The 11,461-nt window shown below is 65.1% G+C and carries 13 protein-coding genes; 6 read left to right on the top strand and 7 right to left on the bottom strand.

Features of this window, described 5'->3' with window-relative positions:
• The first annotated feature begins 30 nt into the window (after positions 1 to 30).
• Together KW836_RS27015 and KW836_RS27020 are read left to right on the top strand one after the other, a co-directional pair.
• Positions 31 to 1,053, top strand: coding sequence for an ABC transporter substrate-binding protein (locus KW836_RS27015; RefSeq protein WP_218345245.1), 1,023 nt, complete (start codon positions 31 to 33; stop codon positions 1,051 to 1,053).
• A gap of 88 nt (positions 1,054 to 1,141) precedes the next feature.
• Positions 1,142 to 1,984 carry a branched-chain amino acid aminotransferase gene (locus tag KW836_RS27020; protein WP_175122986.1) on the top strand — a complete coding sequence of 281 codons (843 nt, stop codon included), beginning with the start codon at positions 1,142 to 1,144 and terminating at the stop codon, positions 1,982 to 1,984.
• A 99-nt stretch (positions 1,985 to 2,083) separates the two neighbouring features.
• On the opposite strand, the gene KW836_RS27025 is transcribed toward KW836_RS27020, so the two are convergent.
• The 7 genes from KW836_RS27025 to KW836_RS27055 all read right to left on the bottom strand — a co-directional run bounded on the left by KW836_RS27025 (position 2,084) and on the right by KW836_RS27055 (position 9,200).
• Entirely contained in the window at positions 2,084 to 2,845 is a 762-nt protein-coding gene (locus tag KW836_RS27025; RefSeq protein ID WP_175122987.1) for an ABC transporter ATP-binding protein, read from the bottom strand.
• Positions 2,845 to 4,680, bottom strand: coding sequence for an ATP-binding cassette domain-containing protein (locus KW836_RS27030; RefSeq protein WP_175122988.1), 1,836 nt, complete (start codon positions 4,678 to 4,680; stop codon positions 2,845 to 2,847). Before KW836_RS27030 ends, KW836_RS27025 begins: the two co-directional genes overlap by 1 nt.
• A gap of 3 nt (positions 4,681 to 4,683) precedes the next feature.
• Positions 4,684 to 5,721: a branched-chain amino acid ABC transporter permease gene (locus tag KW836_RS27035; protein ID WP_105237747.1), complete on the bottom strand. Its 1,038-nt coding sequence runs from the start codon at positions 5,719 to 5,721 to the stop codon at positions 4,684 to 4,686.
• A gap of 178 nt (positions 5,722 to 5,899) precedes the next feature.
• Positions 5,900 to 7,063: an ABC transporter substrate-binding protein gene (locus KW836_RS27040; protein WP_218345246.1), complete on the bottom strand. Its 1,164-nt coding sequence runs from the start codon at positions 7,061 to 7,063 to the stop codon at positions 5,900 to 5,902.
• A 271-nt stretch (positions 7,064 to 7,334) separates the two neighbouring features.
• Positions 7,335 to 7,892, bottom strand: a complete 558-nt coding sequence (locus KW836_RS27045) for a biotin transporter BioY (protein WP_218345247.1) — start codon at positions 7,890 to 7,892, stop codon at positions 7,335 to 7,337.
• Positions 7,893 to 7,929: 37 nt separating this feature from the next.
• Positions 7,930 to 8,526, bottom strand: coding sequence for an energy-coupling factor transporter transmembrane protein EcfT (locus tag KW836_RS27050; protein ID WP_175122991.1), 597 nt, complete (start codon positions 8,524 to 8,526; stop codon positions 7,930 to 7,932).
• Positions 8,523 to 9,200: an energy-coupling factor ABC transporter ATP-binding protein gene (locus KW836_RS27055; protein WP_218345248.1), complete on the bottom strand. Its 678-nt coding sequence runs from the start codon at positions 9,198 to 9,200 to the stop codon at positions 8,523 to 8,525. The genes KW836_RS27050 and KW836_RS27055 overlap by 4 nt, the downstream gene beginning before the upstream one ends.
• Positions 9,201 to 9,252: 52 nt before the next feature.
• Between KW836_RS27055 and msrB the strand changes: the two genes are divergently transcribed.
• Genes msrB through KW836_RS27075 form a run of 4 tightly spaced genes read left to right on the top strand, consistent with a single transcriptional unit; the run spans position 9,253 to position 11,303 of the window.
• Positions 9,253 to 9,651, top strand: coding sequence for a peptide-methionine (R)-S-oxide reductase MsrB (gene msrB / locus KW836_RS27060; protein WP_218345249.1), 399 nt, complete (start codon positions 9,253 to 9,255; stop codon positions 9,649 to 9,651).
• Positions 9,651 to 10,235, top strand: a complete 585-nt coding sequence (locus KW836_RS27065; protein ID WP_175122993.1) for a septation protein A — start codon at positions 9,651 to 9,653, stop codon at positions 10,233 to 10,235. The genes msrB and KW836_RS27065 overlap by 1 nt, the downstream gene beginning before the upstream one ends.
• 4 nt (positions 10,236 to 10,239) lie before the next feature.
• Entirely contained in the window at positions 10,240 to 10,509 is a 270-nt protein-coding gene (locus tag KW836_RS27070) for a BolA family transcriptional regulator (RefSeq protein WP_218345250.1), read from the top strand.
• A 17-nt stretch (positions 10,510 to 10,526) separates the two neighbouring features.
• Positions 10,527 to 11,303: a peptidylprolyl isomerase gene (locus tag KW836_RS27075; RefSeq protein WP_175122995.1), complete on the top strand. Its 777-nt coding sequence runs from the start codon at positions 10,527 to 10,529 to the stop codon at positions 11,301 to 11,303.
• Positions 11,304 to 11,461: the final 158 nt, after the last annotated feature.

The following is an 11,461-nucleotide window of genomic DNA, read 5'->3' on the forward strand; positions in this document are numbered from 1 at the left end:
GGCAGGCACCCCACTACACAGGTGCCGACCATGCGCATCACGCATCTCGTTCCCGGCCTCGGCGCGCTCGCGCTGGCCGCCGCCCTGCTGTCCCCCGCCGCGGCCCAGGCAGCCACCGCCACCCCGGTATGCGAAGTCGACCGGCCCATCCGTTTCAGCGGCCTGAACTGGGAATCCAACCTGGTGCTTGCCGGCATCGAGCGCTACGTGCTCGAACACGGCTACGGCTGCAAGACATCTGTCGAAATCGGCGAAACCCTGCCCATGCTGGCCGCCTTGCAGCGTGGCGACGTCGACATCACGCCCGAGGTCTGGCCCGGCCAGATCGAAGGCGCCTGGAAGAAGGCGCTGGCCAGCGGCAAGGTGCTGGGCGTGGGCCACGTCTATGACGCAGGCGAAGGCTGGTATGTGCCCCGCTACACCGTGGAACGGCATCCCGAGCTCAAGTCCGCCGCCGACCTGGCGCGTTTCAAGGAAGTGTTTGCCGACCCCGAAGACCCCGGGCGCGGCCGCATCTATGGCTGCCCGGCGGGTTGGGCGTGCGGCACACTGAACGACAACCTGCTGCGCGCCCTGAAGCTGGACAAGGATTACTCCCTGTTCGCGCCCGGCTCGGGCGCGGCACAAAAGGCGGCGATCGTGTCGGCCTACAAGCGCAAGCGCGATATCGTCTTCTACTACTGGACGCCCACGTCGCTGGTTGGCGCGCTGGATCTGGTCAAGCTGGAACTGCCCGCCTTCGATCAGGCGGCCTACACATGCATGACCGACCCCAAGTGCGCCAATCCCGTGGCCACGCAGTTCAAGCCCAACCCGGTCGTCACGGGCATGAATGCTGAATTCGCCAAACAGGCGCCGCGCGTGACCGAGTTCCTGACCAAGCTGACGGTGCCGGACGACGCCATCGATGCCACGCTGGGCTGGCTGGAAAACGAAGGCAAGGAACCCGAGGACGCGGCGCGTTACTTCCTCAAGCAGTACGCGCCTGTCTGGCGGCAGTGGGTGCCTGCGGATGTCGCCGACCGCGTGCAGGCAGCGCTGGCCAAGGAATAACAGTCCCGCTCATGTATTCTGGCGATTCGGCGTTCCGGACCCGCTCCGCGCCCGATCGCCAACCCGATTCAAGCCAAGGAAAACAATCATGGATGCCTTGTTCTGGCACAACGGTCACTGGACCACTGAAAACCCCAAACTGCTCGGCCCGGCCGACCACGCCTTCTGGATGGCCAGCATGGTCTTCGACGGCGCGCGTGCCTTCCGCGGCCTGACGCCCGATCTGGACCTGCACTGCCAGCGCGTCGTGCGCTCGGCGGAAAAGATGCTGATGAAGCCGCAACTGGCCTGGGAAGAAATCCAGGACCTGTGCCTGCAGGCCGTGGCGCGTTTCCCGGAAGGGTCCGAGCTCTACATCAAGCCGATGTTCTTCTGCGCCGACGGCTTTCTGCTGCCCGACGCCGAAAAAACGCAATTCGTGCTGCACGTGTTCAAGGTGCCGATGCCGGGCGACCAGGGCTTTTCCGCCTGCTTCTCCAGCTTTGCGCGCTCGTGGCCCAATATGGCGCCCACCGACGCCAAGGCATCGTGCCTGTACCCCAACGGCCAACGCGCCATCCGCGAAGCCGCCGAAAAGGGCTTTGACAACGCCATCATGCTGGACGGCGCAGGCAACCTGGCCGAATTCGCCACCAGCAACCTGTGGCTGGCCAAGGACGGCGTCGTCTCCACGCCCGTGGACAACGGCACCTTCCTGAACGGCATCACGCGCCGCCGCGTGCTGGCGCTGCTGAAGGCCGACGGCATTGAAGTGCAGGAACGCAGCCTGACGCGCGCCGACGTCGAAGCGGCCGACGAAGTGTTTTCGTCGGGCAACTACGGCAAGGTGGTGCACGTGAACCGCGTCGAAGACCGTCCGCTGGAGTACGGCCCGATCGCGCGCCGCGCGCATCAGCTGTACATGGAATACGCGGAAAGCACGCGTCGTTGATTTGCCGGAACTGGCCAGCTTGCGACAACAGCCGCGCCAAAGCAAAACGCCGAGGCCTTATCGGCCGCCGGCGTTTTTTTGTTCCATCGGGCAGGAAACTCAGGCCGCTTCCGCGCCCTTGCCCAGACCCAGATAGCTCTCAATCACCTTCGGATCGCCAGCCAATTCCCGCGCCGGCCCGTGCAGGATGACCTCGCCGGTTTCCAGCACATAGCCGTAATCGGCCACCTGCAAGGCCGCGCGGGCGTTCTGCTCGACCAGCAAGATCGCCACGCCGGTCTCGCGCAGGCGCGCGATGATGTGGAAGATCTCGCGCACGATGCGCGGCGCCAGCCCCAGGCTTGGCTCGTCCAGCATCAGCAGCGTCGGCTTGGCCATGAGCGCGCGGCCCACGGCCAGCATCTGGCGCTCGCCGCCGGACAAGGTGCCGGCCTGCTGGGCGCGGCGCTCGCGCAGCCGCGGGAACAGATCGAACACTTCGTTCAGCGTGTCGCGCCAGCCGCTTTCGCGGGCACGATACCGCCGGAAGCCGCCCAGCAGCAGGTTGTCTTCGACCGACATGGTGCCGAACAGCTCGCGGCGCTCGGGCACCAGCGACATGCCCGCCGCCACGCGACGTTCGACCATCCAGCCCGACACGTCCGACCCGGCGTAATGCACGGTGCCGGCGGCGTGGCCGGTCTGCGGCAGCGAACCCATGATGGCGTTGAGCATCGTGGACTTGCCGGCGCCGTTGGCGCCGATCACGGTGACGATGCTGCCGGCCGGCACGCTGAGCGTGGCGCCGGCAAGTGCGCCGACCTTGCCGTAGCGGGCCGACAGGTTGCTGACTTCAAGAACGGGGGAATTCGTTGTGCTCATCACACGCCCCCCGCCGACACGGGCTTGGCCTGGTCCGCTTCGGGCAGGTCGTCGTCGATGCCGCCCAGATAGGCTTCGAGCACCGCCGGGTTCTTTTGCACGTCGGCCGGCACGCCTTCGGCCAGCTTCGTGCCGAAATCCATCACCACGAGGTGGTTGGTCAGGCGCATCACAAAATCCATGTCGTGTTCAACGAGCAGAATGCTCATGCCTTCCGCGCGCAGCTGTTCCAGCACGCGCGCCAGGTCCTGCTTTTCCTTGTAGCGCAGGCCGGCGGCCGGTTCGTCCAGCAGCAGCAGCACGGGATCGCACGCCAGCGCGCGGGCGATTTCCAGGATGCGCTGCTGGCCCAGGGCCAGGTTGCCTGCCTGTTCGTACAGGTATTCGCCAAGGCCCACGCGCTTGAGCTGCTCGGCCGCTTCATGCAGGAGCTGCGCTTCGCGGGCGCGGTCCGAATGCAGCGCGCCCGACAGCACGCCCACGTCCGAACGCAGATGCGCGCCCAGCGCCACGTTTTCCAGCACGGTCATGCCCGGCAGCAGTTGCACGTGCTGGAACGTGCGGCCCACGCCCATCTTGGCGATCTCGCGCGCCGAGCGGTTGTCGATGCGCTGGCCCATGAACGTGACCTGGCCGCGCGTCACCGGCAGCACGCCGCTGATCAGGTTGAAGGTCGTGCTCTTGCCCGCGCCGTTGGGACCGATGAGGCCCATGATCTCGCCCGAGCTGACCTTGAAGGTGATGTCGTTCACCGCCACCAGGCCGCCGAATTCCTTGCGGATGGCATCCACTTCCAGCACGACCTGGCCAGGCTGCGGACGCTCGCGCGTCGGTAGGGCCGGGGCCGCGGCAGGCGGCGCCAGGTTGCGGCGCGAACCATTGGCGCCCGTGATGTTGCCCCACCAGCCCGCCAGGATCGGCCACAGGCCGTTGCGCGCGTATTGCAGCATCAGGATCAGCAGCACGCCGAAGACGATCATCTCGAAGTTGGCGTTGGTGTCCAGCAGCTTGGGCAGCAGGTTCTGCAACTGATCCTTCAGCACCAGGATGACGCTGGAGCCCAGCAAGGCGCCCCACACGTAACCCGCGCCGCCGACGACCGCCATGAACAGGTACTCGATGCCGTAGTTCAGGCCAAACGGGCTGGGGCTGACGGCGCGCTGCATGTGCGCATACAGCCAGCCCGACACGCAGGCCAGCAACGCCGCCCACACGAAGATGACGATCTTGTAGGCAGCGGTGTTGACGCCCATGGACTCGGCCATGCCCGCCCCGCTCTTGAGCGCGCGGATGGCGCGGCCGGGACGCGAGTTGAGCAGGTTGCGCGTAGCCCACAGCGCCAAGAGGACGCAGACCCAGATCAGGTAATAGATGTGGCGGCCGTTGGCCAGCGAGATACCGAAGATGCTGATGGGCTCGATGCCGGCGATGCCGTCATGCTTGCCCAGCCAGTCGATATTGCCGAACAGGTAATACAGCGACAGGCCCCAGGCGATGGTGCCCAGCGGCAGGTAGTGGCCCGACAGGCGCAGCGTGATCGCGCCCAGCAGATAGGCGACGACGGCGGTCAGGATCAGACCCGCAGGCAGCGCCAGCCAGGGCGACACGTCGTACTGCGTCGTCAGGTAGGCGGTGGTGTAGGCGCCCAGGCCGACGAACGCCGCCTGGCCGAAGGACGTCAGGCCGCCGACGCCGGTCAGCAGCACGAGGCCCAGCACGACCAGGCTGGCCAGGCCGATGTAGTTCAGTTGCGTCACCCAGAACTCGGGCGTGGCCGACACCATCGGCAGGCCCGCCAGGACGACGAGAAAAACGGCAAGCAGAATGCGGTTCATGGCTTATTCCTCTTCGTCCGCGTGATGGGTGCTGAACGAACGCCAGACCAGAACCGGGATGATCAGGGTGAAGACGATCACTTCCTTGTATGCGCTGGCCCAGAACGACGAGAAGGATTCCAGCACGCCGACCAGCAGCGAGCCGGCCGCGGCGATGGGATAGCTGGCCAGGCCGCCGATGATGGCGCCGACGAAGCCCTTCAGGCCGATCAAAAAGCCCGTGTCGTAATAGACCGTGGTGATGGGCGCGATCAGCATGCCGGACATGGCGCCGATGCCCACGGCCAGCGTGAACGTCAGCGAGCCCGACATGTTGGTGCTGATGCCCACCAGGCGCGCGCCACGGCGGTTGACGGCGGTGGCGCGCAGCGCGCGGCCATACAGCGTCTTGCCGAAGAAAACCCACAAGGCAATGATGAGCAGCGCGCACGTGGCGACCACGAACAGGCTCTGCGCGGACCACGTCATGAAGCCCAGGTCGACCTGCCCGCTCACGAATGCCGGGGTGCGCCAGCCTTCGGCGCCAAAGAACACGAGCGCCAGGCCCATGAGCGCAAAGTGCACGGCGACCGATACGATCAGCAGCACCAGCACGGTGGCTTCGGCGAGCGGCTGGTAGACGATGCGATAGACCATCGGACCCATCGGAATCACCAGGAACAGCGTCAGCAGCATGTTCAGCCACAGCGAATTCTCGGGACCGGTGTAGCTCTTGGTCAGCCAGAACAGCGCCAGCGGCAGCACGACGCACGTGGCGATGGTCTTGGGCAGGGCCGCGGCGCTGCGCGTGCGCACGGCGCGCACCAGCTCAAGCGCCAGGCACACCAGGCCCAGCAACGGCAGCAGATAGGCGGTGCCCGGCACTTTGCCGTCCACCAGCATGGCCAGGGTCAGGGCGCCGAACGCCACAAACTCGCCCTGGGGAATGAAAATGACGCGCGTGACGGCGAAAACCAGCACCAGAGCCATGCCCAGGAGGGCATAGATGGCGCCGTTGACGACACCGTCTTGCAGCAGGATCAGCGCAATTGAGGAATCCATCTAACAACTACCTTGTGGTTTCTTGGTGTCCCGACCCCATCCGGAACACTGATACGACACACCGGCCGGAAAGGCCGGTGCGAAGTCCTGCCGGGCGCGGCGCGGCGGGCGGAGAGCCGCCCCCCGCGCGATCGGGCGCCCGTCATCGGGCGGCCCGCGCTCGGGCGATCCAGGGGATTTACAGATCGGGCTGGTAGACCCACTTGCCGTTTTCCACCTTGACGATGACGCGCGAGCGCTCGTCAAAGCCGGCGTGGTCCGTGGGCGACATGTTGAACACGCCTTGCGACACGGCCAGGTCCTTCACGCCTTCCAGTGCATCGCGCATCGCGACACGGAACTCAGGCGTGCCGGGCTTGGCGCCCGACTTCAGCGCCACGGGCAGCGCGGCGACGACCAGTTGGCCGGCATCCCACATGTGGCCGCCGAACGTGTTGGTCGAACCGGCGCCGTTGGCCTTCTCGTAGGTTTCCACGTAGGCCAGCGCCGACTTCTTGACCGGATTGCTGTCGGGCAGTTGCGCCGCGACCAGCAGCGGGCCGGCCGGCAGGTACATGCCGTTGCAGTCCTTGCCGCAAACGCGCAGCACGTCGTTGTTGGCGGCGCCGTGGGTTTGATAGATGGTTCCGCCGTAGTTGCGGGCCTTCAGTTCCTTTTGCGGCAGCGCGGACGGAGTGCCGGCGCCGGCGATCAGGATGGCGTCGGGCTTGGCGCCGACCAGCTTGAGCACCTGGCCCGTCACGCTGGTGTCGGTGCGGCCATACTTTTCGATGGCGACGATCTCGATGCCCTTGGCCTTGGCGGCCTTCTGCATCACGTCGAGCCAGCCGTCGCCGTAGGCGTCGGCAAAGCCGATGAAGCCCAGCGTCTTGACCTTGGACTTGGCCATCGCGTCGGCCAGGGCGCCAGCCATCAGCGCGTCGTTCTGCGGGGTCTTGAAGACCCAGCGGCGCTTGTCGTCCACGGGTTCGACGATCTTGGCGCTCGCGGCCACGCTGATCATCGGCACCTTGGCTTCGGCAGCCACGTCGACCATTGCCAGCGAGCCCGGCGTGATGGACGTGCCGATCAGCACGTCGACCTTGTCGTCGGAAGCCAGCTTGCGCGAGTTCTTGACGGCCTGCGTGGTGTCCGTGGCGTCGTCCAGCACGATCCATTCGATCTTCTGGCCGGCAACTTCCTTGGGCAGCAAGGCCACGGTGTTGCGCTCGGGGATGCCCAGCGAGGCGGCGGGGCCGGTGCTGGACACCGTCACGCCAACCTTGACCTGTGCGCTCGCCAGAAGCGGCAGAGTCAGGGCTACAGCGGCGGCGGCCGCGGACAAGCCGAAGTGCTTGCGCATGTTTTTGTCTCCTGTGGTTGGCTCTTATGTGCCTCGAACGAGGCGAAGCGAGCCTGTTTAAAGTTATACAGAAAAAAATATTATATGGTTAAAACAGTATCAGATGACGTAGCGCAACTACGGTAATTCCCTGATGTGCTACGTAAATCGTGATTTGGCGAACGCATTTGTTAATGGCGAACTTGTACTTGAAAGGGTGGCAGGCGTCATGTTGGGGGATTCCCTTGGGGCGATTGGGGTCTTTCGCCGTACGGTCTGCGGCCCGCCGTGATCAACGGCCAAGCATGGGCCACACCCGCTCGACGCGCGAAGCGACCCACGCCGCCACCACGGCCTTGACGAGGTCACCCGGCAGGAACACCACGACCGCGCCGGCGGCCTTCGCCATGCCCATCTTCGTCACCGCCGACAGCCAGGGCACACCGAAGGCGTACACCACCGCAACGCCGCCAACGACGCAGGCCGCCACATACCCCGCCAGCCCCACCCACGTGCCGGTTCCGCGCGCGGCCAGGCGGCGCGCCATCCAGCCCGTCACGAATGCGCCGGCCACCATGCCGATGAGAAACCCGCCGGTCGGGCCAAAAAACGCCCCCAGCCCGCCGCGCCCGCCCGGCAGCACCGGCAGGCCGATCGCCGCGAGCGCCAGATACAGCAGGCACGCCAGCGCGCCGCGCACGGGGCCAAGCATGGCGCCGGCCAGCATGACGCCGAGCGTCTGCAAGGTGATGGGCACCGGAATGCCGGGCATCGGAATGGGCGGCATCAGGCTGAGCACGACGATCAGCGCCGCAAACAGCGCCACCAGCACCGTATTGTTCGATTTCATGGTTTCCCCTTTTGAATGAGTTCAGGGCGCGCGGCCTTCAGACGCTGCGCGCGTCGATCGCTTCAGAGACTTCCTGGGCCCGCTTCAACGTCAGCACGATCAGCGGCACGATCAGCGCGACCGGATTCGCCCCCAGCCCGCGCGCAGCCTGCGCCTCGCGGATTTCCTGGAAATTGCGCCAGATCTCGGGCACGAAGCGCAGCGTCAGCGCGAGCGCCAGCGCCACCTTTTCGGCATCGACCAGCCCGGTGCGTTCCAGCGGCCGCAATGTCCGCTCGCAGACGGCAATCAGGTCCGACGTGCGGGTCGCCAGCGTGACGGCCAGGGCCAGCCCCACCATCGCCGCCACGCGCAGCACGACCGCCAGCGCCTCAAGCGGCCCCTGAAACCAGCCGGTGAAGAGTGCCACGGCCAGCAGCACCCAGAGCAGTCCGCGCACCTGACGCCAGACGGCCGCGGCGGCGACGCCCGTGGACCAGACCAGCGCCACCGAAAAGCCAAAGGCGAACGCCAGCCAGAGCGGATCGCGCAGCACGAACAGACCCGCGCCGGCCGCCATCAGCGCCAGCAGCTTCACCCACGCTGGCAGCCGATGCAGCGGCGTGTTGCCCGCAACGTACAGGGGCTCCATCATCCGCAGTGTTCCCGGTACCAGCGCAACGCCGCGGCGGGCGTGTCGTCGGCCGCGATCGCGCCGTCGCGCACGACCAGCACGCGGTCGAAGTCTTCGAGCAATTCCAGGTCATGGCTGACGACGATGGCGTCGTGGGGCAGCCCATCGATGGCGGCGCGCACCCGGTTGCGGTTGCGCAGGTCGAGCTGGGTGGTGGGTTCGTCAAAGACGATGAGGGCTGGCTCCATGACCAGCACGGCGGCCAGCGCCACCAGCTGGCGCTCACCGCCGGACAGCGTGTGGCTGCTGCGGTCGGCCAGGTGGCCCACGCCCAGGCGGGCCAGTTGGCTGTCGATGCACGCCTCGCGCTGCTGGCGGTCGGGCGCCAGGCGCTTCAGGCCAAACGCCAAGTCTTCGCGCACGATGGGAAAGACGATCTGGTTTTCGGGGTTCTGAAACACGAAGCCGACGCGCGCACGCACGGCTTTCAGATCCTGGCGAGTATCCAGCCCGCCCACGCGGACGCTGCCGGAAGTCGGCATCACCAGGCCGTTGACCAGGCGCGCCAGCGTGCTCTTGCCGGCGCCGTTGGGGCCCACGATACCGATGCGGCGTTCGGCCAGGGTGACGCTCACCCCGCGCAACACTTCCGCCTGGGGCGTCGACACTACCGCCTGGTCAAACTCGATTAACATGGGGCGGGATTATGCCCGAACCATTTCGGGCATCGCGACTCCAAGAGCTCATATGGAAAAAGTACGCAAAACCGACGCCGAATGGCGCGCCCAGCTTTCCCCCGAAGAATACGTGGTCACCCGTGAAAAAGGTACCGAACGCGCATTCACCGGGCGCTACTGGGATACGTTCACCCCTGGCATCTACCGTTGCGTCGGCTGTGGCACGGCGCTGTTCGCATCCGACACCAAATTCGACGCCGGCTGCGGCTGGCCCAGCTACTTCCAGGCGCTGGACCCCGAACTCGTCCGCGAAGAACGCGACACCACGCACGGCATGGTGCGCACCGAAGTCCTGTGCAACGTCTGCGACGCGCACCTGGGCCACGTCTTTCCCGACGGCCCCGAGCCTACCGGCCTGCGCTACTGCATCAATTCCCTGTCGATGACGTTTGAGCCCCTAGAAGACTGATGAAGAAGTTCCTGTTCGACCTCTTTCCGCTGCTCCTGTTCTTCATCGCCTACAGGTACACGGACATCTTCACGGCCACTGGCGTCGCCATGGCGGCTGCCGTGGCGCAGATCGTCTGGCTCAAGGCCACCGGCCGCCCCACCGAAGCCATGCACTGGATCAACCTGACGGTCATCCTGGTGTTCGGCGGCGCGACCATCTGGCTGCACAGCGACGTCTTCATCAAATGGAAGCCCACGGTGCTGTACTGGATGTTCGGCGGCGCGCTGGTCTTTGCCCGCCTGTTGTTCAAGCGCAACCTGATCCGCCGCCTGATGGAAAAGCAGATCCAGCTGCCGGATGCGGCGTGGGACAAACTCAACCTGATCTGGGCCGCCTTCTTCCTGATCGCCGGCGCGCTCAATCTGTATGTCGCGTTCTCGGGCCACTTCACCGAGTCGCAGTGGGTCAGTTTCAAGGCCTTCGGCCTGATGGGACTGATGATCGTCTTCGTCATTGGCCAGTCGCTGTGGCTGGGCAAGCACATCCAGACCGAAGAAAACACGCCGGCCAATCCGGGCGCCACGCCGCCCGGCAAACCCTGAACTCATGTCAGAAAACACCGACCGCATCACCCTGATCCGGGAACGTCTTGCCGCCCTGGAACCCGTCAGTCTGGACATCCTGGACGACTCCCATTTGCATGCCGGCCACGAAGGCAGTAAAAACGGCGCCGGCCACTATCGCGTAATCATCGTAGCGCCTTGCTTTGCGGGGCTCTCCGCCGTTGCGCGACACCGGCTGGTGTATCATCATTTGCAAGATTTGATCCCCTATCCGATTCATGCGCTTGCGCTTGACGCCCAGGCTCCCAAATAGAAAGTCAAAGGATATTCATGAAACGCATCGTCATGCTGGCTGCGGCCTGCGTCATCGCCGTGCCTGCTTTTGCGCAGAACGTGGCTACCGTCAACGGTAAAGCCATCCCGCAAAAGAGCCTGGATCAATTCGTCAAGCTCCTGGTCGGCCAGGGCGCCACCGATTCGCCGCAACTGCGCGAACAGGTCAAGCAGGAAATGATCAACCGTCAGATCTTCGTGCAGGCCGCCGAATCCAGCGGCATCGCCAAGCAGGCTGACGTCCAGACCGAAATCGAGCTGGCCCGCCAAGGCATCCTGGTTCGCGCGCTGATGGCCGACTACCTGGCCAAGCACCCGGTCACCGACGCCCAGGTCACCGCCGAATACGAAAAGATCAAGAAGGAACAGGCCGGCAAGATGGAATACAAGGTCCGCCACATCCTCGTCGAAGACGAGAAAAAGGCGAACGACCTGCTGGCACAGTTGCAGAAAAACAAGGGCAAGTTCGACGAACTGGCCAAGAAGAACTCCAAGGACCCCGGCAGCGCCGAAAAGGGTGGCGATCTGGGTTGGGCTCCCCCGACCAACTACGTGCAGCCGTTCGCGCAAGCCGTGACGCAACTGAAGAAGGGCCAACTGGTCGACAAGCCGGTCCAGACCCAATTCGGCTGGCACATCATCATGGTCGACGACACCCGTCCGGTCGAATTCCCGCCGATGGATCAGGTCCGTCCGCAACTGGAAGAAATGCTGCGCCAGCAAACCCTGGCCGACTACCAGAAGCAACTGCGCGAAAAGGCCAAGATTCAGTAAGGCCCGCTCTGCTCAGAAAACTGCCCGCCGAACTGAACTGACCCCCGAAAGTTGGACATTGATCCAACCTTCGGGGGTTTTTACATGGCGAAGTACGAAGAGCAATTCAAGATCAAAGTGGTGCAGGCGTACCTGCAAGGCACGGACGGCTTCAAATC

This window comes from Achromobacter sp. ACM05, from assembly GCF_019218915.1.
Classification (GTDB): Bacteria; Pseudomonadota; Gammaproteobacteria; order Burkholderiales; family Burkholderiaceae_B; genus Achromobacter; species Achromobacter animicus.

Coding starts and splice junctions, on each gene's coding strand:
- KW836_RS27015 (WP_218345245.1), top strand. CDS start 31: ATGCGCATCACGCATCTCGTTCCCGGCCTCGGCGCGCTCGCGCTGGCC.
- KW836_RS27020 (WP_175122986.1), top strand. CDS start 1,142: ATGGATGCCTTGTTCTGGCACAACGGTCACTGGACCACTGAAAACCCC.
- KW836_RS27025 (WP_175122987.1), bottom strand. CDS start 2,845: ATGAGCACAACGAATTCCCCCGTTCTTGAAGTCAGCAACCTGTCGGCC.
- KW836_RS27030 (WP_175122988.1), bottom strand. CDS start 4,680: ATGAACCGCATTCTGCTTGCCGTTTTTCTCGTCGTCCTGGCGGGCCTG.
- KW836_RS27035 (WP_105237747.1), bottom strand. CDS start 5,721: ATGGATTCCTCAATTGCGCTGATCCTGCTGCAAGACGGTGTCGTCAAC.
- KW836_RS27040 (WP_218345246.1), bottom strand. CDS start 7,063: ATGCGCAAGCACTTCGGCTTGTCCGCGGCCGCCGCCGCTGTAGCCCTG.
- KW836_RS27045 (WP_218345247.1), bottom strand. CDS start 7,892: ATGAAATCGAACAATACGGTGCTGGTGGCGCTGTTTGCGGCGCTGATC.
- KW836_RS27050 (WP_175122991.1), bottom strand. CDS start 8,526: ATGATGGAGCCCCTGTACGTTGCGGGCAACACGCCGCTGCATCGGCTG.
- KW836_RS27055 (WP_218345248.1), bottom strand. CDS start 9,200: ATGTTAATCGAGTTTGACCAGGCGGTAGTGTCGACGCCCCAGGCGGAA.
- msrB (WP_218345249.1), top strand. CDS start 9,253: ATGGAAAAAGTACGCAAAACCGACGCCGAATGGCGCGCCCAGCTTTCC.
- KW836_RS27065 (WP_175122993.1), top strand. CDS start 9,651: ATGAAGAAGTTCCTGTTCGACCTCTTTCCGCTGCTCCTGTTCTTCATC.
- KW836_RS27070 (WP_218345250.1), top strand. CDS start 10,240: ATGTCAGAAAACACCGACCGCATCACCCTGATCCGGGAACGTCTTGCC.
- KW836_RS27075 (WP_175122995.1), top strand. CDS start 10,527: ATGAAACGCATCGTCATGCTGGCTGCGGCCTGCGTCATCGCCGTGCCT.